Annotated in this window: 21 protein-coding genes; 5 read left to right on the top strand and 16 right to left on the bottom strand. The window is 38.1% G+C overall.

All coding sequences use genetic code 11. The annotated features are described in order from the left end of the window. The 7 genes from MKZ30_RS01405 to MKZ30_RS01375 all read right to left on the bottom strand — a co-directional run bounded on the left by MKZ30_RS01405 (position 1) and on the right by MKZ30_RS01375 (position 9,973). A complete protein-coding gene (locus MKZ30_RS01405; protein WP_002383665.1) occupies positions 1 to 1,422 on the bottom strand; it encodes a hypothetical protein in 1,422 nt (473 codons plus the stop codon). Next, positions 1,422 to 2,483: an ureidoglycolate dehydrogenase gene (gene allD / locus MKZ30_RS01400; protein ID WP_002413499.1), complete on the bottom strand. Its 1,062-nt coding sequence runs from the start codon at positions 2,481 to 2,483 to the stop codon at positions 1,422 to 1,424. The genes MKZ30_RS01405 and allD overlap by 1 nt, the downstream gene beginning before the upstream one ends. An 89-nt stretch (positions 2,484 to 2,572) precedes the next feature. Next, the gene (locus MKZ30_RS01395; protein ID WP_002361159.1) at positions 2,573 to 3,793 is read right to left on the bottom strand and encodes a dicarboxylate/amino acid:cation symporter; all 1,221 of its coding nucleotides are present in this window, start codon (positions 3,791 to 3,793) and stop codon (positions 2,573 to 2,575) included. A gap of 6 nt (positions 3,794 to 3,799) precedes the next feature. Beyond that, a complete protein-coding gene (gene arcC, locus MKZ30_RS01390) occupies positions 3,800 to 4,738 on the bottom strand; it encodes a carbamate kinase (RefSeq protein ID WP_033601268.1) in 939 nt (312 codons plus the stop codon). 134 nt (positions 4,739 to 4,872) lie between these two features. Beyond that, a complete protein-coding gene (locus tag MKZ30_RS01385) occupies positions 4,873 to 6,126 on the bottom strand; it encodes an MFS transporter (protein WP_033601267.1) in 1,254 nt (417 codons plus the stop codon). Positions 6,127 to 6,135: 9 nt separating this feature from the next. Next, positions 6,136 to 6,969: an oxamate carbamoyltransferase subunit AllH family protein gene (locus tag MKZ30_RS01380; RefSeq protein ID WP_033601265.1), complete on the bottom strand. Its 834-nt coding sequence runs from the start codon at positions 6,967 to 6,969 to the stop codon at positions 6,136 to 6,138. Further along, the gene (locus tag MKZ30_RS01375) at positions 6,962 to 9,973 is read right to left on the bottom strand and encodes a bifunctional FdrA/YlbE family protein (protein WP_002355249.1); all 3,012 of its coding nucleotides are present in this window, start codon (positions 9,971 to 9,973) and stop codon (positions 6,962 to 6,964) included. Before MKZ30_RS01375 ends, MKZ30_RS01380 begins: the two co-directional genes overlap by 8 nt. Before the next feature lie 122 nt (positions 9,974 to 10,095). Between MKZ30_RS01375 and MKZ30_RS01370 the strand changes: the two genes are divergently transcribed. Both MKZ30_RS01370 and MKZ30_RS01365 read left to right on the top strand, forming a co-directional pair. Then, positions 10,096 to 11,688, top strand: a complete 1,593-nt coding sequence (locus tag MKZ30_RS01370; RefSeq protein WP_033601264.1) for a PucR family transcriptional regulator — start codon at positions 10,096 to 10,098, stop codon at positions 11,686 to 11,688. Next, positions 11,663 to 12,475, top strand: coding sequence for an alpha/beta hydrolase (locus MKZ30_RS01365; RefSeq protein WP_033601263.1), 813 nt, complete (start codon positions 11,663 to 11,665; stop codon positions 12,473 to 12,475). Before MKZ30_RS01370 ends, MKZ30_RS01365 begins: the two co-directional genes overlap by 26 nt. A gap of 40 nt (positions 12,476 to 12,515) precedes the next feature. Here the strand turns inward: MKZ30_RS01365 and MKZ30_RS01360 are convergent, their stop codons facing one another. The 4 genes from MKZ30_RS01360 to MKZ30_RS01345 form a co-directional block, all read right to left on the bottom strand. Further along, positions 12,516 to 13,727 (bottom strand): amidohydrolase family protein, encoded by a 1,212-nt coding sequence (locus tag MKZ30_RS01360; RefSeq protein WP_002413500.1) that lies wholly within the window; start codon positions 13,725 to 13,727, stop codon positions 12,516 to 12,518. Between the two features lie 51 nt (positions 13,728 to 13,778). Next, the gene (locus tag MKZ30_RS01355) at positions 13,779 to 14,582 is read right to left on the bottom strand and encodes an ankyrin repeat domain-containing protein (protein WP_002383656.1); all 804 of its coding nucleotides are present in this window, start codon (positions 14,580 to 14,582) and stop codon (positions 13,779 to 13,781) included. A gap of 173 nt (positions 14,583 to 14,755) precedes the next feature. After that, entirely contained in the window at positions 14,756 to 15,721 is a 966-nt protein-coding gene (locus MKZ30_RS01350; RefSeq protein ID WP_033601262.1) for a DUF4822 domain-containing protein, read from the bottom strand. A 184-nt stretch (positions 15,722 to 15,905) separates the two neighbouring features. Then, positions 15,906 to 16,883, bottom strand: a complete 978-nt coding sequence (locus tag MKZ30_RS01345; protein WP_002383654.1) for a DUF4822 domain-containing protein — start codon at positions 16,881 to 16,883, stop codon at positions 15,906 to 15,908. Positions 16,884 to 17,206: 323 nt separating this feature from the next. Here MKZ30_RS01345 and MKZ30_RS01340 point away from each other — a divergent pair, with 323 nt between their 5' ends. Both MKZ30_RS01340 and MKZ30_RS01335 read left to right on the top strand, forming a co-directional pair. Then, positions 17,207 to 18,550, top strand: coding sequence for a sensor histidine kinase (locus tag MKZ30_RS01340; RefSeq protein ID WP_016613996.1), 1,344 nt, complete (start codon positions 17,207 to 17,209; stop codon positions 18,548 to 18,550). Beyond that, positions 18,547 to 19,239 (top strand): response regulator transcription factor, encoded by a 693-nt coding sequence (locus tag MKZ30_RS01335; protein WP_002355236.1) that lies wholly within the window; start codon positions 18,547 to 18,549, stop codon positions 19,237 to 19,239. The genes MKZ30_RS01340 and MKZ30_RS01335 overlap by 4 nt, the downstream gene beginning before the upstream one ends. 52 nt (positions 19,240 to 19,291) lie before the next feature. Here the strand turns inward: MKZ30_RS01335 and MKZ30_RS01330 are convergent, their stop codons facing one another. From MKZ30_RS01330 to MKZ30_RS01320, 3 genes are all read right to left on the bottom strand, one after another. Continuing rightward, on the bottom strand, positions 19,292 to 20,437 hold the full coding sequence (locus MKZ30_RS01330; RefSeq protein WP_002383651.1) for a cysteine desulfurase family protein: 1,146 nt from the start codon (positions 20,435 to 20,437) through the stop codon (positions 19,292 to 19,294). 125 nt (positions 20,438 to 20,562) lie between these two features. Further along, complete coding sequence (gene ezrA, locus MKZ30_RS01325) at positions 20,563 to 22,299, bottom strand: septation ring formation regulator EzrA (protein ID WP_002375789.1); 1,737 nt, start codon at positions 22,297 to 22,299, stop codon at positions 20,563 to 20,565. Positions 22,300 to 22,484: 185 nt separating this feature from the next. After that, positions 22,485 to 23,171, bottom strand: a complete 687-nt coding sequence (locus tag MKZ30_RS01320) for an HAD family hydrolase (protein WP_010816277.1) — start codon at positions 23,169 to 23,171, stop codon at positions 22,485 to 22,487. A gap of 186 nt (positions 23,172 to 23,357) precedes the next feature. On the opposite strand from MKZ30_RS01320, the gene MKZ30_RS01315 reads away from it, so the two are divergent. Next, positions 23,358 to 24,710: an aspartate kinase gene (locus MKZ30_RS01315; protein ID WP_002385384.1), complete on the top strand. Its 1,353-nt coding sequence runs from the start codon at positions 23,358 to 23,360 to the stop codon at positions 24,708 to 24,710. Between the two features lie 22 nt (positions 24,711 to 24,732). On the opposite strand, the gene MKZ30_RS01310 is transcribed toward MKZ30_RS01315, so the two are convergent. Further along, positions 24,733 to 25,269 (bottom strand): pyrophosphohydrolase domain-containing protein, encoded by a 537-nt coding sequence (locus MKZ30_RS01310; protein ID WP_002383648.1) that lies wholly within the window; start codon positions 25,267 to 25,269, stop codon positions 24,733 to 24,735. A 16-nt stretch (positions 25,270 to 25,285) separates the two neighbouring features. Further along, positions 25,286 to 26,119, bottom strand: a complete 834-nt coding sequence (locus MKZ30_RS01305; protein ID WP_002358361.1) for a DUF72 domain-containing protein — start codon at positions 26,117 to 26,119, stop codon at positions 25,286 to 25,288. Positions 26,120 to 26,131: the final 12 nt, after the last annotated feature.

Here is a 26,131-nt window from a genome sequence, read left to right as displayed (position 1 = left end):
TTATCCAAAGATTAAACCGATAACTAATAATAGTACAGAGGCAATACTTAACCATTTCACGTTTCCTTTAACTACATCCAAAATTGGAATTTGGAAGCCTGAAGATAAAGCTTGCATAGTAATATTAACGAAACTCATTTGACTACCTAAACCAACACCCATTGCTACAAAACCTAATGCTAACGGCGGGAAGTTCAACGATACAGCAACTGGTAGCACTAAAGTTAAAACAGAACCTACGTAGGCCCCAGCTGGAATCCCAATTAAAATCCCTGTTAAAATGGCAACTGGCACGACAATAAAGGCTGGTGCATTTTCAGCAACACCTGCGATGACAGCAAACGTTCCTGTTTGTGCAATAACATTAATAAAGGCTAAGAAAATCCCTACTTGGAATAAACGAGTCAAAATATATGTAGACCCATCTACCATCGCTTCGACAGATTTGTTCATTGAGAAATCTGTACATAAGAAAATTAAAACTAATGTTAAAATCATGTATACAAGTGGCGTAAAGAAGGCAAAACCAATTAAATCATTCACAATTGGTCCAAAAATTACAGCAAACAATAAGAAAATGGCTGGCAAGGTAATTTTAAATAATTCACCATTGCTCTTTTTATCAAATTCATCATCTGCCGACTCTTTAAAGCCAACATTTCTATGTTTCGTTCCCCAAAAGGCTAAAACAATCGCTAATGCTACGAAGAATAACCAGTAAGGTCGCATGGTTGAAACATATGAACCGACACTGATATCGCCTAATTTTGAAACAATACTTGATTCTAATGAAGCGGGTGATGTTGTAAATGATACCGCAGCAGCTAAAGACATTGCTGCAATTAATTCAGGAACAACGCCAACTGCAGCAAAGGCCAATGGCGCAATAACCATCGCACTTCCGCCACCAATTCCTGACATATATGTGGCTGCGGCTAATAAGATAACAATAAAAGCTGAAACATACTCGACTTTTCCTTTTGTGCCTCGTTTGGCTAAAGTTAATGCAGCTGAATAACTACCTGCTTTAAAGACCGCCATCGCAACAGCTGAATTAATGATGGGAACGGTAATTCCTAACATCATCGGGATAGCTTCCAACATCTGTTTATTCGCTTCTTCTAGTCCAATGCCACCAATCAGCATCGCTAAGACGCCACCAATTAAACCAGCAATAATCATATCGACTTTCATAAACAATAGAACCAAAACAACAATCAACGGAATAATCACAACTAATGCCATGATTCCTGTCGGGGCAACTACATCCCCAATCTCATCAGCAAAGGCCGCAACTGGCACAAAAATACTAACTAAAAATGCAAAAATAAGTGCTACTTTTGACGATTTTTTCATTTTACTTTCCTCCAATAGAAAGAAGGCGAGAGCAACGCAGCAGCGAATACTCTCTGCGCTCCTCATTATTTGGCAAAGGCACCTTGCCCGCCATATTTATCGTAATGTACAATCTCACTAACTAAATAATCATAAATACTTTGTGGAATTTCAATGCCTTCTGACATGGCTTTTTGATAGTTTAGCTGACCAATTTCTCCTGGATAGTAAACTTGTTGAAACCCTTCTGCTGTAGGCACACTATGAAGTTCTTCCACCATTTGATTAATATTTTCTTTAAATCGTTCAGAATCTGTAAAGCGGCTTGGATCAATGACTAAGAACATCTGACCCAGATTCCGTTTCTCCGTTAAATCCGCATACATGGAGCTGACATGTTTACCAAAAGGTAAGCCTAACAACGAACCAGCTAAGACATCGACCATCATCATTAGTCCATATCCTTTTGGTCCTGAAATCGGTAATAAACCTCGTACTTCATAAGGATCAGTCGTTGGCTGGCCTTTTTCGTCTACTGCCCACGTGTCGGGAATTTCAACATCTCTTGAACGTGCATCTAAAATTTTCCCCCAAGCCTGTACTGTCGTAGCCATATCAAACACGACTGGTTCATGACCTGCTCTAGGTGCTGCAAAAGCGATTGGATTTGTCCCAAAATAATTGCTTGTACCACCAAACGGTACCACCATTGGATCAGATTGACACATCGAAAGAGCAACCATGCCTTGTTCCGCTGCTTTTTTAACATAATACGATAACGTCCCGCTATGACTCGTTTGAGAAACACCAACATATGCTAACCCTGATTCTTTGGCTAGATCAACTGCAGCAGCTAATGCTTCGTTACAAACAAATTGACCCACGCCATTATCGCCATGAAAAATGGCAGTGGACGGTCCAGTTTTTTCAAATGATAATTCGGGGTCAATCGTGATCCCGCCTTTTGCAATCCGTTCCGCATAATAATCCATACGAACCGCCCCGTGTGAATGAATACCGCTAGCATCTGCAAAAGTTAAATGTCGAGCAACTTCTTCGGCATGTTCAGAATGTAAACCAGCAGCTTCTAATTTTTGCTTCATCAGCTTTTCTAATTTTTCCGGTGTAACGACAACCATTTCTTCCATTGCGCTTGCTCCTTTATCATTAATCTTAAAAAAGGGAAAGAAAACAAGTGATTTTCTTCTTCGTCCTTGCATTTCCTCCCCTTTTTTCACTACTTATTGCTACTGTTAAAGACAGTATAGTCAATTTCATCCACTGATTTTGCAACTAGAATAGCAGAGTAAACATCTGAATTGACATTTAAAATTGTTCGCAACATGCCAACAAACCATTCGACGCCTGCAAAAATTGCAATACTTTCAATGGGTAAACCCATTTGCGGAACAATCACTGCCAGTGAGACTAAGCCCGCACCGGGAACAACTGCGTTTGCTAGTGAGACAAACGTTGCTGTAATTGCTAAGTAAATCATTTTCGTAATATCAAACTCTAGCTGATACATCTGAGCGATAGTCATTACAGTAAAAGCCATATGCATCGCTGAACCGTTACTGTTTAACGACATACCTAACGGCAACACTAAGTTAGTAATTCGCTTACTTAAACCTAATTTTGTTTCTGTTTCTTCCAAAGCTACTGGTAAAGTAATTGCTGAAGAAGTTGTCGCCAAGGCCATCACAGACATATTTTTCATGTTTGTAATTAAACGTAGTGGACTTACTTTACAGTACAATGTGATAACCAAAATCCAGATGCCCAAAAATAAAATAGTTCCTAATCCATAGACCAATAGATACTTCACTAACGGTAAAATAATTTGAAGGCCTAAGTGACTAATTGTTGAAGCAATTAAAGCAAAAATCCCCAGAGGTGCTAGATACATGACGTATCGAATGACTGTAATGATAACTTCATTAAAGTCCACAATTATTTGGAAGAGTTGTGTCTCTGGATGGCTTTGTAAGTATTTATTCAGTGCTAAACCAAAAAATAATGCAAAGACAATAATTTGAATAATCGATCCTTGAGTCAGTGAATCAAAAATATTTTTCGGAACGAAATTTAAAATCGTATCAGTGATTGAGATTTCTTGCGCTTTAATAGAAGCATCTTGGAAGCCAGTCATTTTAACACCGTATCCTGGATTAAAAATGACTGCCATTAGGACGCCCCATAAAGCGGCAGCTAAGGAGGAAATCCCGAAAACAGCGATTGTTCTACCCCCAAGGCTCGTTAGTTCTTTTGGATTAATACTGCCAACTGCTTGGACAATTTGCCCTAAGATCAAGATAGGAATAGCCATTTGCATCAGTCGCAAAAAGACATCTCCAACTATTTTCAAGTAATTGCCGCTAGCAGGAATCAAGAGTCCTACGAGGATTCCTACGACAACAGCAATTGCAATTTGGGTGATCATGGACGGTTTTTTCATGGTAAACTACCCCTTTTGACTGATCACAGTTCCTGCTTCTTTATCGATGTTTTCTAAGTTTTCGATAGAAGTAATGATTGCTTTCCGTTTGTCATCACCTTTTACGAAGTCTAAGGCAGCTTCGATTTTTGGTAGCATACTACCAGCAGCAAAGTGACCTTCTTTAATGTATTCTTCTGCTTCGGCTACACTGATTTGTTCTAATGCTTTTTGATCTGGTTGATTGTAATTAATGTAGATGTTATCAACGCCTGTCAAAATAATCAAACGGTCTGCATCAACGTTTTCAGCTAAAACACGTGCAGAGAAATCTTTGTCGTTAACCGCTTCCACACCTACGTATTGTCCGTCTTCTGCTACGACAGGAATGCCCCCGCCACCAGAACAGATAGTTAAAACGTCCGCCTCTACTAAAGCACGAACCGCCTCTTTTTCAACAATTTCTTTAGGCATTGGTGATGGAACAACTTTTCGGTAGCCACGGCCAGCATCTTCCACATACGTAGAGCCATCTTTGGCTGCTTCCGCGTCAGCTTCTTCTTTTGTATAGAATGGACCAATTGGTTTTGATGGTTTTTTAAACGAAGGATCTTCTTTGTCCACACGCACTTGTGTAACTACAGAGATAACTGGTTTAGTAATGTTACGTTTTTCAAACTCATTAGTTAAAGCATTTTGTAACCAGTAACCGATGCTTCCTTGTGTCATCGCAACACAAGTATCCAATTTCAACGCTGGATTTTTTTCACTTTCTCCTGCTTTTTGTTGTAAAAGCAAATTCCCTACTTGTGGTCCGTTTCCGTGACAGACAATGACTTGTTCCCCTTTGGCAACAAATTCTGCAATATATTTGGCCGCGTGATTAACGACGGCTTTTTGGCCTTCATCTGTTGGATCCGTATCTAAAATAGCATTCCCACCTAGGGCAATTACGTTTAAACTCATTGATTGATTCGCTCCTTTTTAGTAAAGCAAAGACAAAATCTTTTCAGTATCGACGGATAAGAAATAATTTGTTTACGAAATGAAAGATTTTGTCTTGCTCATTTTGATTGTTTCAGTCATTATCGAAGGGATAATTAACCTAATTTCGGTTTACTTTCATCTTTAGCTAAGAAAGCAAAAGCTAGTAAACCAATAACTAATAGTACACAAGAAAGATAGAAGCCAACTTGCATTGAGCCTGCTGTATCTGCTAAATATCCTGTGACATACGGTGCTAGGATTGACCCTGACATCCCGATAAAATTATAGGCACTTAACGTTGTTCCTAAGGCCGCTTTTGGTGCATGTTTAGTAACAAAAGTCACCATAATTGGATCTAACGCTAATTTCCCTGTTAACCCATAAAGAATTAAAACAGAAATTAACAATGTCCGATTTGTTACAAAAGCAATCGCAAAGACAGATAGGATTGCTAAAGGTACTAATGTAAAGACTAATTTTTTCGTCGCACCTGTTTTATCATTCAAACGAGCGAAGATTAAGGCGCCTGGAATAGAGGCCCATGGTACAAGTGATGAAATGAAACCAACGCTCGCTCCTGTAAAGCCACGTTCAGCAATTAAAAATTGTGGCAACCAAGTAATAATGACAAAGTTTGCATAAATACTTGTGAAACATAAAATAAATGCGGCTAATAAATTACGATTTGAGAAAATTTCTTTTAATGAGATCTTTTCTTGTGGTCCTTCTTCAGCAGCTGCTTGTGCAGCTTCTTCACCAGGACGAATCACTTTTTCTTTCAAAATTGTATAGAAAAGAATTCCTACGATAAACGTTGGAATCGCCATGATAAAGAATGGTTTGCTCCAATGTTCACCATTTTCTAAAACCAACTTACTTGAAAGTAAGTACCCACCTGATGTACCGAAGGCCATCCCACTATTGATGATGGCATTACCGATGGTCCGTTTACTTGCTGGAATCGCTTCTGTCGATAGCGCATATTGCGGGCCATAGTAAGCGCCTTGACCAATACCAGCAATTGCACGAATGACTAAAAACATAACAAAGGTTGTCGCTAATCCACTAAAATAAGTAGAAATAGCAAGAACGATAAACCCAACAGCAATGACTAATTTCCGCCCAATTTTATCGCCAATCATCCCAAAAGGAATCTGTGCAACAGCATAGGTTAGAAAGAAGATACTATTGGCTAAACCAAGTTGTGTGTTACTTAGACCAAATTGTTCTCCAATGACCCCCATCACTGGATTAAAAATAGTTCGTGTTGCGTACATTAAAATCCAGCCTACGAAGAAAATGGCTACGACTTTAATCCAGTAACTATTGCTCACTTGCACTGCTTGATTTTTTTTACTATTCTCCATGTCTTCTCCTCACTTCTCATCTAACTCTACAGATTGTAAAGCTAGTAACATTCCAAATGACATATCTTTACCAGAGGAATGTCCGATTTGTATAATTCTGTCAATATTTTCGTCAACTCTATTATCCCGATGGTTCTCCAAATCCAAGAGTAACTGATACAACAATGAATTTACATATCCTTTAGCCGAGCTTGCAATATAGCCTTTACTAACATCTGTTGTGGATAAATTTGCTGCCGAAAGAGTAGCGGCTAACGCCGCAGCTCTTTCATCAGCAAGTATGAACAGAATTGTTTGATACGCTACTAAAATGTCATCACCACTCGGGGTTAACCCTTTGCCCCGACCAATCAGATAATTCGTTACTTCTTGCCATTCCGATAGTGTCCAAACTTTTTGTTTTTGGCTCATTTTTTTGAAAATATGCTTTGCTCGTTCGTCTAAAGGCAGGCCAATTCTACGTTCTAAGTTTCTCGCTAATAAGCGGTCTCGCAACAAGCGTAATTGGTCTTTTTCTAACTTGAAATGAGTAATGTTTAAAGAAACGACCTCAGCAGGTGTGAGTTGGACCGTTTTCACGCCGACTGTACTGTAAAAGGTCAACTGATTTTCTGTGATTTTGACTTTATTACCTTGTTGTACATACGGAAAGATTTCTTGAAACAATTGATCTGGCAAAAACATACCAAAGCTTGATAAATAATTATGGAAGTTCGCAACATTGATTAATTGATCCTGGACTTTCAGATTAAATGAACGTTCAAAAACACTGTGAATGGTTCCCATCTTGCCATATTGGTGGATAGGAAAAATGTAGTCACTAATGACTAGTTGGTTATTCAACCGTAATGCCTAGTTTCTCAGCATACGCTTCTAGGGCTTTTTCAAAACAGCCTAGAGGTGCTCTAACTGTCCCTGCACCAATTTGACCAACACCGGCATTTTTGTGTGCAATCCCTGTATTGATGATTGGTGTAATTCCTAATTCCACCACTTTACGGATATCAATTCCTAAACAAGTTCCTTGGAAATCCCAAGTTGGAATTGAAAATGTTGGGTTGTGTCCTTCACAGATTTTTGCCATTTCATTTGAGGTTGCTAACGCATCTTCAAAGCCACCTGCACCAACAAACCGTGTTACGCCAGGTGCAGCTACCATAGCCATTGCTCCAACGCCTACTGTTTCAGTAATTGCACTATCCCCGACATCAGGATTTCCGTCTTCTTCGCTGAAACCAGTGAAGTAAAGACCTTTTGGTGTATTTACTGGTGCGGTATGCCATTGATCGCCTGTTTCTGCAATCCGGACCCCAAAGTTCACGCCGTTACGAGTCATCGTTGTGACAATCGTTCCGTTGGTATCTTTACGGGCACCATCAACAATTGCTTTTCCAGTTGCCATCATGACATTTAAGAAGAATTGATCTGTGTCAGCTAAGAATTTGATTACTTCGTATTTTTGATCTTCTGGAATATCTGTTTTGATAATTAATGGAGACAATTCTTTTAAGAAGTTCAAAGATGCGGCAATATTTCTTTGGTGGAACTCGTCACCCATTGTAATAGAGCGCGCAATCAATACGTTTAAGTTCAAGCCTTCTTCAGAAAGTTTCAAAGCTTTCGCAATAGTTGGTCCTAAAACATCTTTAATCCAATCTAAACGATCAACCACTTCTTGTGAATAAGCACCAAAACGCAATACTTTACCGATACCTTCATTCAAGATACAGTATGCTTCGTTACCTTCTAAGCGATTTTCTACAACAAAGACTGGCATATTACCAGAAGTAATACCGCCCATTGGTCCAACTGCTTTTACATGGTGACAAGGAATGAAACGTACTTCGCCAGCTTCAAAAATCTTCAAAGCATCTTCTTCGTTGTCTGCCCAACGTTCGAATAATGCTGCACCGATACAAGCACCTTTCATTGGTCCAGTCATTTCAGACCATTGGATTGGTGGTCCAGCATGAAGTAATGTTTTTTGTGCGTCATCATTTAATTCTGGAATCACTGATTTTGCAGGTACCACATCTACTAAGAATGGTTGTGCATTTTTAATTTTGTCTGTTACTTTGTGATTTTCAGCTTCGATTTGTTCACTGTAATCTTCCAAAGCATCCAAAATTTTAATCATTTTTTTATTGCCGTTGGCACGCGGACGCCAGTTAAATTGAACAGTTTCGCCACCGTAATCAACGATTGATTCTGTAAAGCTTTGCAACCCAACGTTAATGATTCTTGGTTTGGTTGTTAATAGTTCCATTACTTTTTCGCCTGGTTTTGGTACATCGACAGTTGGTCCGTTGTAAGCAACCACTTCTTTATCATCTTCTGAAATTTCGATTCCTTTTAGTAATAAGGCTAATTGAACAGCTTTAGCATTGCTTTCTGCAACTAAAACGCCGCCTTCTTTCAAACGATCAACCGACGATTGGTAATTTTGCGGATCTTTCGTCGTCCCACAAACAGTTGCAACAAAGTAAAGATCACGTCCGGCTTCTTTGGCTGTGGCACGCGCTTCTTCAATTGCCGGTAACAATGCACCAACCATGTCTTCATGAGCACCGTAGCCTAACACCACATCGAATAAGATAATCCCCGTTTTTTCATCTTGTGCGTATTCACGAATTTTTTCGATACGAACATCTGGGTCAATCATTGGGTGGGGACGACCTTGTGTATACATATCATCGCCTAAGTCAATGACTTCATAACCGTGAGATTTCAAGACATAACCTTCTGCTTTCACTAAACCGCCAAGGTCTAAAGCTTCAGAAATTAACATACCTGCTTCAGAAGCTAATGTACCACCTGAATATAAGCCTTTTACAACTTTATCTTCTGGTAATGTTGGTACAGCTGGTTTTGCTAATGCTTCAAAGTAATTTTTCTTCACGGCCACATCATTTGCTAAATCAACAGCAATTTTAGCTGTTTCTTCTAATGTATGAGCTAGATAAACTTTGCCTTCGTGACTTGTTGGTTTTTCTCCTAAGAAAATCGCAACGACTGGTTTTGAAATACTTTGTAATAATTCAACCACTTCATCACGAACTTCTTTTGCAGGTGGTTTAGAGATGACTGTAATCACATCGGTTGGTTCGTGATTTTCTAAGGCCACAATAGCATCTTTCACAGTGATAGCGCCTACTTTGTCGCTTAAGTCACGACCACCAGTACCAATGGCGTGAACAACTCCGCCACCTAAGCGGTCAATAATCGTTGTAACTTCTTGAATCCCTGTTCCTGAAGCACCAACAACGCCAATGTTTCCTGGAGAAACAACATTTGTAAAGGCGATTGGAATACTTGAGATAATACCAGTTCCACAGTCAGGGCCCATCATTAGTAAGCCTTTTTCATGCGCTAATTTTTTCAAACGTACTTCATCTTCAATTGACACGTTATCCGTGAAAGAGAACACGTGTAAATCATTTTTTAAGGCACGTTCCATTTCTGGCGCACCATATTCACCAGGAATACTGAATAGCGCTACATTCGCCTCTGGTAAAAGATCAAACGCTTCTGACCAAGAAGTTGCTGCTTGTGCTTCTTCACTAGTTCCCTTTGCTGATAAATCATCTAAGAATTCATCAATCGCTGGCATAACTTCTTCCATGATGTTTTCTTTTTCACTGTCAACCACAATCATCATGTCGTTTGCAGATGCACTATTGGCCTCATCCGTTAACAAGTTCGTGTTGTTAAGGATGTCTTTGTTGGCATCTGTTCCCATCATGATTTGACTCATGGTTACACCATCTAATGCATTGATTTTATTGGTCAATAACATTAAGTTGATGGAGTCTTGGTAATTGTTTTTCAAAATTACTGTGTGTAACATTGTTCATCCTCCTATCTATTCCTTACAATGCTATTGTATCGAAACGAGAAAGTGTTTTCATCGGACATAATTCTAAAAAAATGGTATAATTTTTATCCATAAGAGGAAAAAAGGAGAAAACGATGAAATTAAGAGAGTTATTATCGATAGGTGACTTAAAAAAAGGTAAAATTTTGACGAAAGAGATTGGTTTAGACAATGAAGTTGATTCGGCAATGGTCTTAGAAGCGATTGATATCGAGAACTGGAGTAGAAAGAATCAGTTAATTTTGACTTCTTTCTACGCATTGCATGATCTACCCGAAAAAGAGTTGGAAAATTTTTTCGTAAAGATGCGCCGAATTGGCATCAGCGGCTTAATTTTGAAAACAGATCGATTCATTAAAATGATTCCAGAGTGGTTTATCGAATTATGTTTCAATTATGAAATTCCTTTAATTAAAATCACACAAGACATTAGCTATGAAAAAATTCTATTTACGATTTACGAGCCTTTGTTGAATTATCAGTCGCATGTCTTACGTACGTATTACGATGTGCGCCAACGTTTCACCAAATTAGAGCGCCACTACCCAACGGTTGAGACGATTATGCAAGAATTTTATGACATCATTAAATTACCCTTCGCTTTAAAAATGTTGGATAAACATCTGGAAATTAGCGATGGTGACTTACCCCATGATGCGATTGTGCTCTCAAGAGAAAAACTAAAAAACAGTGAATTCACTAAAAATGATTACTCTCTTTTAACACTTTATTCTCATGCCAACCCCAAAAAACAGTTGGCACTAGAAGTTTCTATTTTCAATAGTTATTCCACTAATTGTTTACTTCTGGTTTATTTACAAGATGAAAAGGTTAAAGAAACGGATTTAGTGATTATCGAAAATGCGATTGATGTCTTACAAGAAAAATTCAATACCGAAAATTTGTTAAAAAAAGAACGGTATACTCGTTTGAACAACTTAGCGGATGCTATTTTACAAAATACACCGCAAAATCCTGACGAGCTAAACAGTTTGCTTCGTGAAGTGCAAATGCAAGAGCTAGATTCTTACCAAGCGATTGCTTTTTCTACCAAAGACACCAATACACAACTCATGAAAGAACGAATTATTGCCTTACTTCGTACCCTGCGTGTGAAATCCATCTTCTTCGATCAGCTAAATTATTCGGCGGTCCTTTTTAACTTCAATGAAAGTGATGGAAAAATTACAAAGCTGCAATTAAGTCGTTTATTAGCTGAACTTTTAGAAGAAAACGACACGCTTACCGTTGCCGTCAGCAGTTTAAAATCACGAGAAGGGATTAAAGAGCTACTGATTGAATGTCTGGACATTCTGCGCTTTAATGAAACTTTTTATAACGGACCAATTGTCACCTTAGCCGATATCGGGGTATTTAAAAATTTTATCCGCGAAGACCAATTGGAAAATTTAGACGAATTAATTCCTCGCGCACTTTATCAATTAGCCGAAAATAACTACGATTTGTTTGAAACCTTGTACAGTTTTTTCCAAAATAATCGCAACTATAAACAGACCTCTGAAGCGATGTTCCTTCATTCAAAAACGATTCGTTATCGTTTAAACAAAGTGGAACAACTTCTTGATATTGAATTAGCCAATCCCTTGCAATTGTTAAATTATGAAATTGCCACATACATTATAAAGATGAGGAGACGTGCACTTGAAAAACAATCAAACACTCGCTAATGGCGCAACAGTTACTATCTACCCCACTACGACTGAATCAACGAACTATGTCGTCTATTTACATGGTGGCGGGATGATTTATGGAACCAAAAGTGATTTACCAGAAGAACTGAAGGAGCTGTTTACAAGCAATGGCTATACCGTTTTAGCGCTGGACTATTTGTTGGCTCCAAATACAAAAATCGATCACATCTTAGGGACGCTAACAGAAACCTTCCAATTGCTAAACGAAGAGATTATTCAAAATCAGCCATTTGGTTTGTGCGGACGTTCCGCTGGCGGTTATTTAATGTTACAGTTAACCAAACAATTACAAACACTAAATTTGACGCCACAATTTTTAGTCAATTTTTACGGCTATACAGATTTAGAATTTATTAAAGAGCCACGAAAATTATTAAAGCAAGCCATTTCCGCTAAAGAAATAGCTACCATTGACCAAACAAAGCTTGTTTGGGATGATCCTTTTCTTTCTCGCTATCTGCTGTATCATTACAGTATTCAGCAAGGGCTATTGCCGCACTTTTACGGATTACCAGAAAATGAGGACTGGTCTGCTTACGCACTGTCAGACGAAACATTAAAAACGTTTCCACCTTGTTTCAGTACAGCTAGTAGCTCAGACGAAGAAGTGCCGTTCCGCTATAGCAAAAAAATCGGACGGACCATTCCTGAGAGTACCTTTAAAGCGGTTTACTATTTAGAACATGATTTTTTAAAACAAACCAAAGATCCTTCGGTCATCGTTTTATTTGAGCAATTGGATAGCTGGTTGAAGGAACGATAAGCATAACAAAAAAAGAAGCGAGAAATCTCGCTTCTTTTTGTTATTTTTGATAAAGTGTGGTTCCTTTTACCACACTGATTTCCACCGGTGTCTGACGAGCGACAAAAGCCGCCGCACATTCTGCTTCAGTGAGTAAGTAAGTTGCTTCAGCACCAACTTGCGGCCAATTTGCTTGCCCTTGTTCATCTAAAGTCGTGATACCATCTGTCACTAAGCCTAATAATTGTGTTAAAGCATCTTGATCTTTCACATTAAAAAGTTCACCTAAACGAGCCAATTTTTCTTGTAATGAGCCATCACCATAAGGAGACCAGCAATCGTAGATATTGTCACAACCAAGATGGACATTGACTCCATGACGTAACAATTCCATAATTGGCGGAATCGTGTTAGGTGTGATTGGCACGCTGGAATTAATATGAATTTTTTCTGCTGCTAAAGCGTCATAAACTTCGTCACGTTCTTCACCAATGAAATCATTTAACCCGAAGGCATGGCTGATAAATACTTTGTCTTGTAGGCCATATTCTTTCGTTAAACGGATAATTTCTTTAATCGTTGTTGTCCCAGCTTCGTGACGGTCATGTAAATGAATATCCACACCGACACCATGTTTATCTGCTAAGCGGAATGTTTCAGCCAATGATTTTTTGTAATCACCATCTAGTGAATAAGGATCCACGCCACCAATAAAATCGGCACCTTTTGCCAATGCTTGATCAACTAATTCAACGGAATCTGAACGCAGTAAGCCGTGCTGTGGAAAGACGACAATTTCTACCGCAAATGGTTTCGTTTGGGCCAACGCTTGGACTTCATCAAAATAACGTAAGTCTGTCATCGGTTCCACGTCGACATGTGTTCTGAAGGCTGTCGCGCCATGTGGTAATTCTAAGTCAATTAAATGATTTGCGCGTTCTGTTAAAGAAAGTTCTAAACTATCTAAATAAGGGATTTCTGCTTCGACACGTTCCACAATTGACTTCGCTGGCGTCACCGGATACCACGGAACACCTAGTTTACTTTTATCAAAGTGACAATGTTTTTCAATCAAACCTGGTAAAATCAATTGATGGTGACCATCAATAATTGTCAACCCAGGTTCTTCTACCAATTCTTCATTGGGGATGATTTTTGTAAATACTCCATCTGTTACTTCAATTGCCACTTCTTTGGTTACTGTCCCAGATAACCAGTCACCTTCTTTTTGATACCCTGTTTCAATTCGAACATTTTTTAACCAATAATTCATGCTTTCCTTCACTCCTACCTGTATTTATTCCTTCCCGAAAGGACACAATACTTAGTTGTACTGTGCTAAAATTTTACTAATTTCCGTATAACCTTTTTGATTGGCATAGTCCATTGCTGTTCGACCAGAATTGTCTTTAATGGATTGATCCGCACCATTTTCCATTAACAATTTTACAATATCTTGGTAAAGTTGGTTCCCTTCACGTAACCCCACTGCCTCAATCAACGCTGTATAGCCAAAGTCATTTTGGAAATCTATGTCTTCTCGTCCATCTTCTAACAAGAGCTTCACATTGTCAATATGTCCTTTTTCAGCTGCCGGAATTAACGCATTGCCACCGTAACGGTTATGCTTAGTTAAATCTGGTGTCGCATTTTTTAACATATACGCTAAAATCTCCGTACGTCCTTGCGCTCCCGCATAAAGATAGGGACTATCACTAATGCTATTTTGCAGATTAATATCGGCACCCCGATCAATCAACGCTTTTGCAATCTCAATGTCATTATTGTGAACAGCGATATTGAGCGGTGTGTTGCCTTCTGTGTCGACTTCATCCACTTGATAAGTAGTATCTTGTAAAATTTCCTTGACCTTCTTCGTATCTCGTTGATTGGCTGCTTCTAAAAGCGCACCCACTTCATAGGTCTTCATCGGTTCTTTCACTTCCTCTTTTGATGTTGTTTGAGCTACCGAACGGGTTGTACTGGTGCTTTCAGTTTTTGCACTACTTTGAGTAGTCACCGTTTGACTATTTTTTGACGCTGCGGAAGGTGTTTCTCCTCCTTGACACGCAGCAAGTAATGGAATGGTCACGACACTTAATAGCCCCATTAAAATTTTTTTGTTCATTGTGCTCAACTTCCTTTCCTCGAGAGAAATATGAGATTTTTCTCCAGTGGTTCTAATCTAACGAATCTTTTTTTATTTGTCGATTAAAACGCTTTCTCTGTTTTTCTATTTTAAAAAGAGAGAAACCAAAAGCAGGAAGTCCTGCTTTTGGTTCCTATTCTCATGTCTAGTTTTTAAAAGGTAAATGTTGGATTAAAAGTTCCTTGGTAAGGTTCATGTTCCACGAATACTTGAATATCATTACCAGCGTTATCTTTGCCCATTCGAGTATACGTAAATCGATCATTGTTTAGTTCCGTTAATTCTAGCGCCGCACCGTAACGATTCGTACCAATAGATACATGGGCCCGAATCTTGTTATTGTCCACCACTTGGAAGTACCCAAAGTCGCCGCGGGTTTCACCCGTTTGTAAATTGAAAAATTCATATTTACTTGTGTTTGGATCAAATTTCGCTAAACTAATGAAATTTTGATTGGCCGCTGTCACATCATTCCCATTTTTATCTACGACTTTTGTGCCATTCCACAATGTTGTTCCTAAAATTTTATCCCCTGATTTATTTGTCACAATTTTGCCAGTTTGATTGGTTAATGCTTCACGTCCATTTGTAAAAGCTAATTTTTTCCCATGATAAGGGATGTGTTCCACGTAAACTTCAACATCATTCCCCAGTTTATCTTTTCCTAAACGTTTGTAAGTAAATTTATCTTTACTCACTTCGGTTAAATCCACTACGGCTTGATAATTTTGTGTCCGCGAAATTAAAATTCGTTTTGTGCCATCACCTGTCACAAAAAAAGTTCCTTCGTCACCACGGGTTTCCCCAGTATTTTTGTCGAAAAACTCGTAAAAACCGGTTTCACCATCATATTTTGCTAACCCAATAAAATTAGCATTTTCTGCCGTTAAATCATTACCTGCAGCATCATAAACTCGGGTTCCTTGCCAGTCCGTACCAGATAAAATCTTAGTCGCCTTGTCGCCTTTTGTTTGGCCATTGTTTTGATGTTTACCTAAATTTGCTGTAGCACTGTTTGGATTGGCTGCATGATCTGCAAATGCTGGACTTGCATAACCTGCTATCAGTAACGTACTTAATGTTACTAAAGTAATCGAACTTAATACTTTCTTTTTCATAAAGCATCGCTCCTTTTCTTTGATAAACCTATCTTAACAAACGATTCTAAACTACCACTGTCAGAAAAATGAACAATTTATAAACGATTAAAAACAACTATAAACTATTTTTTTGTTAAAAATAAAGTGGTCAAAAGAATCCTTTACTTTCTTTTGGCCACTTCATCTACTCGTAATTGACTAATTAGAACGTGAAGTTTGGCGTAAAGTCGCCTTCATACGGTTCATGTTCCACAAAAACTTTAATTTCTTTGCCGTTATTGTCTTTACCCATTCGTGTATACGTAAAACGTTTATCATTTAATTCTGTTAATTCTAATGCAGCTCCATATTTATTGTCACCAATTGAAACATGGGCACGGATTTTGTTATTATCAATTACTTGGAAGTAACCAAAATCTCCACGAGTTTTACCCGTTTCTAAATCAAAGAATTCATATTTACTTGTTTTATTATCAAATTTTGCTAAACTAATAAACATTTTATTTGCTTCAGTAACATCGTTACCGTCTTCATCTAAAACTTTCGTGCCATTCCATAATGTGGCCCCTAAAATGTCATCGCCAGGTTCATTGGTAACAATCTTGCCAGTTTCTGTTTCTAAATCTTTACGACCGTTCGTAAAAGTTAACTTTTTGTCAGAATAAGGGACATGTTCTACAAAGACTTCTACATCTTTCCCATCTTTATCTTTCCCCATTCGCTTATAGGTAAATTTATCTTTCGTCACTTCCGTTAAATCAACCACTGCTTGATAGTTTTGTGTATCCGAAATTAAGATACGCTTTTCGCCATCGTCTGTCACGAAGAATGTGCCTTCATCGCCACGGGTTTCACCTGTTTCTTTGTCGAAAAATTCATAAAAACCTGTTTCACCATCATATTTTGCTAAACCAATAAAATTAGCATTTTCTGCTGTTAAATCATTATTGTTTTTGTCGTAAACTTTTGTGCCTTGCCAATCAGTACTGGATAAAATTTCTGTTAATTCTTGTCCTTTTGATTGCTCTTTAGCTGCTTCTGCTGAACTAGAGACTGCAGTGCTTGAGCTAGCTGCACTTGATTTATCTGTTGCAGAGTTGGCTCCGCCAGCACAGCCTGCAATCAACAACGTACTAAAGGTTAATAAGGTAAGCGCACTAAAAACTTTTTTCTTTTTCATGGTTGGTAATCCCCTTTTTCTTTTTGATATATCTAGAATAGCAAAGCCTTATAAACTCCTACTTGCCGAAAAATGAACAAATTATAAACAAATGAAAAAAAGTTAATAACAATACTAGCTTTTTTTTGTTCACTTGTAATACACTATAATTAAGAAATAGATTAAAACCACTAGGAGGGACGCTTTTGACCATTAAACGCCGCTTTTTTATTTCTTATATTAGTGCCATCATTATTACTTTAGCCTCTGTTTTAGCTGTTTTATCCTTAGCTTCTTACATCACATTAGGAACTGTCCCCAGTTTGCCCCAAGCTTACCGAATGATGAATAAGCAACGACCATTGACCGCTAACGAAGAAGAAAGTTATTTGGCCTTAGATCAACTGCTAAAAAAATCACCGAAATTACTAGATACGCCTTTGAGTAAAGAATTAAAGGAAACGATTCAAACAATTGAAGCAAAAGGATTAAGTGTGATTATTCGAAAGAATGCACGGTTTCCTTATTATTCGGATAATTTAGTAGAAAAATCTTTGTCTGTACATATTCCAAACTACGAAATGAATAATATTACGCCAACTGGCACACTGGATAACGCAGGGCGTCTGTATCATTATGTCAAATCCGATTTTCATTATTTAGATGGTTCTAATGGGAGCTTTATTATCTTGAAACGCGAAAGTAGCCTTTTTGAATTCTTCACACGCTGGATTATCTGGATGATTTTGTTAATTGTCCTTGTAGCAATTGCGGCAGCTTGGCTCATTAATAAACGCTTAACCAAAACCACTATCGAGCCATTAGAAGCATTAGAAAAAGCGACTAAAACATTGGGTAAGGAGGCCCAAAAAGAAAATCCATTTACACCAACTAACCACCAAACCGTCTCAACGGAAGTCAAACAGCTTCAACTTAGTTTTGAACAAATGTGGCAAGATTTAGAAGAAGCCAATGCGGAACGCGAAAAATATGAAGATAATCGGAAAGAATTAATTGCCAATATTTCTCATGACTTAAAAACACCAATTACTTCTATCATTGGTTACGTTGAAGGCTTGATGGATGGTGTTGCCAATACCGAAGAAAAAAAACAGCGCTATTTAACGGTCATTCATGAAAAAAGTTTAGGCCTCAATGATTTAATTGAAGAATTATTTTTGTATTCTAAATTAGACCTAGACCGTGCTGTCTTTACAATGGAAAAGACCAATTTCACTCGTTTTATTGCACATATTCTTGAAGAATACCGTTTGGAACAAGAACTCGTGATCACTTCTGTCCTTCCCGCCGAAGCTTTATATGTTCAAATGGATCCAACGCAGATGAATCGCGTAATTACCAATCTAATTCAAAATAGTATTAAATTTGCGGATCCCACTAAAGAACAACTAGCCTTTACGATTTCTTTAGCGCATAATCAAACAGACTTAATTTTAACCATTACAGATAATGGTATTGGTATCGATGAAAAAGAATTACCTTATTTATTCGAACGCTTCTATCGTGTGGACAAATCTCGAACCCCAACGGTCAAAGGAAGCGGCTTGGGGTTAAGTATTGTCAAACAAATTATTGACTATCATCAGGGAACAATCACTGTCACAAGTAAAAAAGGAGACGGCACCAACGTGATAATTACGCTGCCGTTGTTGGAGGATGAAAAATGAAACCACATGTATTAATTATTGAAGATGATCCAAGTATTGCTGATTTGCAAAAAGATTATTTAGAAATTAACGATATGACTGTCACAATCGAACATGATGGAAAAAAAGGATTGGAAGCAGCTTTAAATGAGCCCTTTGATTTAATTATTTTAGATGTGATGCTGCCAACTATGGATGGTTTTGAAATCTGTCGTGCAATTCGGAAAAAAAAGCAAACGCCGATCATGATTGTTTCGGCTAAAAAAGAAGATATTGATAAAATTCGTGGTCTTGGCTTAGGTGCGGATGATTATATAATTAAACCGTTTAGTCCCAATGAATTGGTCGCTCGAGCAAAAGCCCATATGAACCGCTATCAATTGTTAAGCAAGGCAGAGCAACCGCCACAATTACTAAAAATCAATGAAATCGCTGTCGACACTGCCGCCCACAAAGTGTTTGTTTTAGAAAATGAAGTTATTTTTACAAGCAAAGAATACAAATTGTTGGTTTTCTTGATGGAACATCCTAACCGTGTGTGGAATAAAGAAGAACTTTTTGAAAGTGTCTGGGGGTTTGATGCCTTAGATACTGAGGTTTCGACTGTCGTTGTTCACATTAAACGGATTCGGGAAAAATTAAAAAAAGCCAATCTTTCTGACTCTCCAATTGAAACACTCTGGGGAAGTGGCTACCGCTTCAATCGATAAAGAGAACAAAAAATAAGTCGGAACCTATTTCTAGGCTCCGACTTATTTTTTATTAATTTACACGAGAAAATTTTTGATAAAGTTGGTTGAAAACAATCATAAATTGTTCAATTTCTGCCATTGTATTGCTTTCATCTAAACTAATGCGCACAGCGGAAGTCGCTAATTCCCCTGGCACATGCATGGCATACAAGGTGCTGCTAGCCATTTTTTTCCGGCTAGAACAAGCACTCGTAGTCGAAATATAAATCTGTTTTTCTTCCAATGCATGGACCAGCACTTCGCCACGAATCCCTTTCAAAGCAAAACATAAAATGTGTGGCGCAAAATGTTCATTATCTTGTGAAAAAACAGTTACATTTTGAAATTCTTCTAGCGCCTTTAATAAATAACTCCGTAATGTCGCCACATGCTGCGGCCGTTGTTGTTCGTTCTCTAAATGCAAACGTAACGCTTTGGCCATTGCCACAATTGCTGGTACGTTTTCTGTCCCACTGCGTTGGTTGTTTTCTTGCCCGCCTCCTGTTAAAAGCGGCGCTAAACGTTTTCCTTGTTTCCAATACATAAAACCAATGCCTCGTGGTCCATGAAATTTATGTGCAGAAAACGTTGCAAAATCCACCCGATCCGTTAACCACTCTGAGTAATTAACTTTCCCAATTGCTTGAACCGCGTCTACATGAAAATGAATTTTAGGAAACTCCACTAAAACCTCGCTAATTTCTTTAATTGGTTGAATCGTTCCCACTTCATTGTTGACTGCCATAACAGAAACCAAAATCGTTTCTTTTCTAATTAATTTCTGTAGTTCCTCGACTTTTACACGACCTTCTTTATCCACTGGCGCATAAGAAAGTTCAAAACCTAGTTCGACTAATTGTTCCGCTGTTTCTGTAACTGCTGGATGTTCCACTGCAGAAATAATAATATGATTACCAAATTCTCGTTTTTCGATTGCCGTTCCTTTTAAAACCCAATTATCTCCTTCAGTTCCGCCACTTGTAAAATAGATTTCATTTGCTGAAACATTGATTAGCTCCGCAATCTGCTTCCGTGCTTGTTGTAAGAGCCGATTCGCTTGGTTGCCTAAGTCATGCAGACTAGACGGATTGCCAATAATCCGCTGACTGGTTTTTACATATGTATCTAAAGCCTGGGGGTAAATCGGTGTAGTTGCACTATTATCAAAATAAATCATTTGTCACCCTTCTTTTTTAAAATTCTTTCCCATTATATACTTTCTAAAGTATCACTTCAAGTCACCCCCACGCCATAAAAACAGAGGCTTGTCTGTCGACAAACCTCTGTTTAGTGATTGTTTAATTAAATTGCTGTTAGATTAGGGTTATTGATATTTTTAAAATAAAAATCTTCGATTCGTTTGAACGCCCCTGGCTCAACAGCTTCCAATGCTGTTCCAATTTCATCTAATGCATCTTGATAACGGAATTCTGTCGAGAATAAATACATGCTTTTATCTAAAGCCGTTCGGATGTTCTCGTGAGTATGACGATAGCGGTTTGCATATTGCATCATTTGTTCTGTCAGAGCTGCTGCATTGACTAAATCTTTTGTTTTCTTATCTAATAACTCTAAATCATCTTCGCATAAGTCACACAAACGATTGATTTCATCCATGTTAATGCGCATTTTATTTAAGGCTCGGCTTAAATCTTCAATTCGATCCGTTGCCACATAGAAAAATTCTAAGTAATCAGCAGACAAACCTGGTAATCGTTGCTTTTCAACATACCGTTTGATACTCCGTAAACGGAATTCGTATTCGTCGACTTTTTCTTGGGCGACTTTTTCGCCTTTTCTTAGTTCTTTCAATGAAGCATCAATTTCTAATTGTTGATTTTCAATATCATCTAAAATCTTATAGCATTCTTTATAGAACGCTTGAATTTCAGAGTAAGGAACGGTATGTTCTTTCATTCGAGGTTCCAAGTCTTTTTGACGGCGAATAATTTCTTCAATTTCCGTTTGGAAACCACGACTACGTCCTAGCTCGTTGTTATTTAAGGTGTAGCTTTGTGATACATGGTCCAATTCAATCATTAATTGACGGTTATTTTTTAAGGAATGAGAAATATAATCGTCAATAATTTTTTGATTGGTCACGACATATTTCTTCGCTTCAATCTCACGTTCCATCACTTCATATAATGCATCAATCGCCGTTGCTGTGTCGCGATTTGCGACCTCTACTGCGGCAATCTCTGTTTTCTCTAAATCAGCCATTGAATTCTCGACACGTTTTTTCGCATGTTGAATTTCTTCAGCAAAGTTTTGTTCAGGGAACACGTAATCGTCAGCTAATAATTGGTTGTAGCCTTCTTCGATTTCTTTTAATTGATCTGGGAAAGTTTCATTTAATTCTTCATACATTGGTGGAATCCGTTTCATTAAGTCTTCCAATTCATACGTATGACGTTCCGCATCTTCTAGGACTTCTCGAGCCTCGATTGGGTCCCCCGATGTATTTAGTGTGACAAATTGTGTGAATTCAATTTCGACGTTTCTTAATTGTTTTTGGATTTCGGAGTATGCTGGACCAAAGCTAGCTTTATCATCTTTTAGTGATTTACTTAATTCTTCATAGACATCCAAAGCTTTTTGAACTTCTAATGAATTGCGCTCTTCACTTTCACGTAATTCTTTCAAGCCATTACGAATGACTTCCACTTCGGCTTCCATTTCGGTCATCGTTTCATTCGCTTCCACGACTGCTTTCTTCGCTTTCATGAAACGGAAAATTTCATTTTGATTTTCGACTTCATAAATTTGACTCTCTAGTTCGGCGAAAGAACGCGTTGATAGTTCTACCCAACGTTGATTCCATTCACGGAAACTATTTTGACTCTGTCCAACTAGATGCATTTTTTTAATGTCATCGATTTCTTCAAAGACTGGCAAGTCAAACAGGGCTTCTTTACGAACTTCTAATTCATCTAATTGTTCTTGATTTTTTTTGCGCATAAAATAACCAATTAAGTATAGCACCGCAGCAATAATAACGATTACTAGTACTAAAATGATAATCCAATTATTCTTCATTTTGGCTCCTCCGATAATTTTTCTATAATAAAAGAAAGGTTGTTTGTTCTCTTCACACGGTTATCTATTGTTTCTGACCCTTGAAAAAGGGCATTCTTGCAGAAATACCTATAGAAAATTATAGCACAAACTGTATATTCATTCACTAGTTATAACAAATTTTTTTAAGAAAACCCGCGATCTTCTTACGAAGGGGTTGATTCACTGCTTTCATCGATCCGATTTTCACTAATTTTTTTACAAATATCACTTAGTTGTGTTAAGAAGGCATCCGCTTGACTTTGATCCATCCCAAAGTGTTCATCACGCATAGCCCAAACTTCTAGCCCAGCTTCTTTGGCAGAAGCAATGCCTTTTTCTGAATCTTCAATGGCTATACATTCCTGTGGCGCAACAGCTAATTCTTGTAACGTGTGCAGATAAATATCCGGCGCCGGTTTACTTTCTTCGAAATCTTCCCCACTCACGACCGCATCAAAATAACTACTTAATTGCCCCACTGTCAAAACCTCTTCAATTGCGTCTTTTGTGGAAGAAGAAGCTAATCCGATTTTATAGCCTTGTCTTTTTAAAAATTGTAAAACACGTTTCGCATTTTCATCAAGCACAGCTAAATAATCTATCGGATGCGCTTTTTTATAGGCTATGTATTGTTCATTTAAAAAAGCAATATCTAGCTCTCTTTTGTTGACTTGTTCAATCTTTTGCCATAATGAACGCATATCCGCACCGACTAATTCCGGCAAGGTTAGGCCCTCAATGGTCAAATCAAATTCCGCTAAAAATGCTTTACGTCGCTCATAATAATAAGCTTCGCTATCTACTAGGACACCGTCCATATCAAAAATAATGGCAGTTTTGGATTCTGTCATACTATTTAACTCCTTCGTTACGACTCATATCTTTACAGTTTAACAAAATTTTAAGAAAAAATGAAGAACAAATATTTTCATGATTTCCTAACTTTCTGAAAATAAGTGGTTGCTTTTCTAAATGTTTTTCGGTATCCTTTTACTAATCTACAAATGAGAAAATAATTAAAAACAGGAGTGATAAACGTGAACGTAGTTAAATTCGGCGGTAGCTCGCTAGCATCAGCACCACAGTTACAGAAAGTCTTACAAATCGTCAAGGAAGAGCCGCGCCGAACGTTTGTCGTTGTATCCGCTCCTGGAAAGCGAACCCCGCAAGATATTAAAGTGACTGATTTATTGATTCAATACTATCAGCGCTACTTAAATAATGAGGAAATTGAATCGACAATCTCTGCCATCATTCGTCGTTATGAAGATCTTTTTGATGAATTACACTTGGATAAAGCAGTTTTAGCTGATATTGCTATTTCGATTCGCCAATTAGCCACTTTACCAAAAGAAAACAATGCTTTTTTATTTGACTATTTTTTAGCTAGCGGCGAGGACAATAATGCAAAAGTTGTTGCCAGTTTTTTCAATCAGAATGGCTTAGATGCTCGCTACATTAGTCCAAAAGAATTAGGTCTCCTAGTGACACCTGAGCCAGGCAATGCCCGCATTTTACCAAAAGCTTTAGAGAAAATTAGTGCCTATCGTGAGACTCAACAAATCTTGGTTATTCCAGGTTTCTTTGGTTATACAGAAGCCGGCGAAATTTGTACTTTTTCTCGTGGCGGTTCCGATATCACAGGGTCCATTGTTGCCGCAGGTGTTCAAGCAGATTTGTATGAAAACTTTACCGATGTGGACGGAATTTATGTCGCCCATCCTGGAATTATTGAACAGCCTCAAACGATTCAAGAATTGACCTACAGAGAAATGCGGGAGTTAGCTTATGCAGGATTTGCCGTCCTCCACGACGAAGCTTTAATGCCTGCCTATCGCGCAAATATTCCAGTCGTTATCAAAAATACTAACAACCCACATCATCCTGGCACCCTAATTACCACTTCTCGCAAAGTGAAGCATGCCCCTGTTGTAGGAATTGCTAGTGATCAAGGGTTCGCAAGTATTTACATTAGTAAGTATTTAATGAATAGAGAGTTAGGTTTTGGGCGACGGCTTTTAGAAGTACTAGAAAAATTAGCCTTAAGCTATGAGCATATGCCCTCAGGAATTGATGACATCACAATTGTTTTAAGAGAAGACCAGTTAACAACTGAAATTGAAAATAGACTGATGGCCCAACTCCAAGAAGTTTTAGCGCCTGATGAGTTACGCATCACGCATCACCTTTCCATGATTATGATTGTCGGGGAAGGCATGCGCCAACGAATTGGGGTTACTGCTGAAAGTACAATGGCGTTAGCCAAAGAAAAAATCAACTTAGAAATGATTAACCAAGGATCTTCGGAAGTAAGTATTATGTTTGGTATCAAAAAAGAACAAGAAGAAAAAGCCATCAAAGCCTTATATCGGACGTTCTTCCATGATTAATGAAAAAGACGAATGAGTTTTCTCATTCGTCTTTTTCATTGGTCTCAGTAATTTTCAATTGGCGTTGAATTTCCGCTTTAATTTTAGCTTCTGGCGCAAAATCTTGTTCCCAATTTTCAGGTTTTAATACTTTATTTGTTTCCGGATCATAATGTGGCTGTCCATCTGGAAATAATTTTCCCATATTGGCTTGATGAACGATTTCAATAATTTTTGTTGGATTGACGCCCATTAAGCAAAACGAACCATAAGTAAAATACAATAAATCGACTAGTGCATCCACTTCCTCCACTAAAGGATCAGATACTGGTTTGCCTTTCGCCAAGACTTTCTGCTCTGCTTTATCGACAGATTTTTTTAATCCGTTGACCAATTGTTGAAAAAGCACCTGGTCATTATTAGCAGCACTATATAAAAATTCTACAAGTTCTTCAACTTTAAACTCTGCTCGTCGACTGGCTAGCTCTGGCGAAAAAGCAGTTGGTTGCTCTGGTTGTTGTGGATTAAAAACCTCGTGGAATGCACAAGCCATTTCATAAGGGGATTGCTTTTCAGACATTCAGCTACCTTCTTTCTCAAAATAAATCTAATTGTTTTGGATTCAAATCATCGTAACTCAAATTCAAGACTTTTTGCATCTGTAGGGCGTTTTCTGCGGCATCGCCGCCAGAATTATTATTAAAAATTACGCCCACTTCTTTAGCTTCTTGCGACATTTTTAAAACAGCTTCGCTTAAATCAGCGATTTCCTGCGTATTATAATGATAGAGGGTTCTTTTTTTACGCCACTCTGCATCATTGGCTAACCAGCCAGCCGCATTACGTCCGTGAAACCGGAAGAGCACGAGATTAGGATTCGTTACATACGGATAAAAGGGCACTGGATTTGTAGGAATCTGCGGTTCATCTACAATCACAAGTGAAAATTGATTTTCTTTCATAAATTGCAACATTTGTTTTACAAAGTTTGGTTGATACCATGAATTATTTCGTAATTCAATGGCGATGGGTAGGTCTTTAAACCAGTGACGAATTTTTTGCAAGTAAGCGACATTTTCTTTCGTACAACCAAATGTTCCTGAAAATTGTACCAGAAAGGCAAATAATTTTTTACTTTCAATTAATGGGGCCATACTTTCTAAAAAGGCGGTGATCATTTCTTCTTCACTTGCATAATAGGTCTGCCACTCACCTTGACAACTGATTCCACTATAAACTTTCATGACAAAGCGAAAGTTTTCGGGAACTGCTTTGACCCATTCAGCTACTCGTTCTTTGGGAGGAATCCCGTAATACGCCGTGTCCATTTCAACTAGCGGTAAATGACTGGCATATTCATAAAGCGTGGCCCGTTTTTTTCCAGTTAAATAGTCGTGTTCACTAAAAGATGTTAATCCTAAGCGAATCATGTCCTTCCTCCT

The sequence above is a fragment of the Enterococcus sp. LX10 genome (genome assembly GCF_023539285.1).
GTDB classification, from domain to species: domain Bacteria; phylum Bacillota; class Bacilli; order Lactobacillales; family Enterococcaceae; genus Enterococcus; species Enterococcus faecalis.
Note: the sequence above shows the minus strand (reverse complement) of the source record. Positions and strands in the feature narration are given on the sequence as shown.

Excerpts from the sequence above, each read along its gene's own strand:
- MKZ30_RS01340 (WP_016613996.1), top strand. The coding sequence starts at position 17,207 with ATGAATAAGCAACGACCATTGACCGCTAACGAAGAAGAAAGTTATTTG.
- MKZ30_RS01395 (WP_002361159.1), bottom strand. The coding sequence starts at position 3,793 with ATGAAAAAACCGTCCATGATCACCCAAATTGCAATTGCTGTTGTCGTA.
- MKZ30_RS01385 (WP_033601267.1), bottom strand. The coding sequence starts at position 6,126 with ATGGAGAATAGTAAAAAAAATCAAGCAGTGCAAGTGAGCAATAGTTAC.
- MKZ30_RS01310 (WP_002383648.1), bottom strand. The coding sequence starts at position 25,269 with ATGTCTGAAAAGCAATCCCCTTATGAAATGGCTTGTGCATTCCACGAG.
- ezrA (WP_002375789.1), bottom strand. The coding sequence starts at position 22,299 with ATGAAGAATAATTGGATTATCATTTTAGTACTAGTAATCGTTATTATT.
- allD (WP_002413499.1), bottom strand. The coding sequence starts at position 2,483 with ATGGAAGAAATGGTTGTCGTTACACCGGAAAAATTAGAAAAGCTGATG.
- MKZ30_RS01335 (WP_002355236.1), top strand. The coding sequence starts at position 18,547 with ATGAAACCACATGTATTAATTATTGAAGATGATCCAAGTATTGCTGAT.
- MKZ30_RS01345 (WP_002383654.1), bottom strand. The coding sequence starts at position 16,883 with ATGAAAAAGAAAAAAGTTTTTAGTGCGCTTACCTTATTAACCTTTAGT.
- MKZ30_RS01350 (WP_033601262.1), bottom strand. The coding sequence starts at position 15,721 with ATGAAAAAGAAAGTATTAAGTTCGATTACTTTAGTAACATTAAGTACG.
- MKZ30_RS01375 (WP_002355249.1), bottom strand. The coding sequence starts at position 9,973 with ATGTTACACACAGTAATTTTGAAAAACAATTACCAAGACTCCATCAAC.
- MKZ30_RS01305 (WP_002358361.1), bottom strand. The coding sequence starts at position 26,119 with ATGATTCGCTTAGGATTAACATCTTTTAGTGAACACGACTATTTAACT.
- arcC (WP_033601268.1), bottom strand. The coding sequence starts at position 4,738 with ATGAGTTTAAACGTAATTGCCCTAGGTGGGAATGCTATTTTAGATACG.
- MKZ30_RS01330 (WP_002383651.1), bottom strand. The coding sequence starts at position 20,437 with ATGATTTATTTTGATAATAGTGCAACTACACCGATTTACCCCCAGGCT.
- MKZ30_RS01320 (WP_010816277.1), bottom strand. The coding sequence starts at position 23,171 with ATGACAGAATCCAAAACTGCCATTATTTTTGATATGGACGGTGTCCTA.
- MKZ30_RS01370 (WP_033601264.1), top strand. The coding sequence starts at position 10,096 with ATGAAATTAAGAGAGTTATTATCGATAGGTGACTTAAAAAAAGGTAAA.
- MKZ30_RS01355 (WP_002383656.1), bottom strand. The coding sequence starts at position 14,582 with ATGAACAAAAAAATTTTAATGGGGCTATTAAGTGTCGTGACCATTCCA.
- MKZ30_RS01360 (WP_002413500.1), bottom strand. The coding sequence starts at position 13,727 with ATGAATTATTGGTTAAAAAATGTTCGAATTGAAACAGGGTATCAAAAA.
- MKZ30_RS01405 (WP_002383665.1), bottom strand. The coding sequence starts at position 1,422 with ATGAGGAGCGCAGAGAGTATTCGCTGCTGCGTTGCTCTCGCCTTCTTT.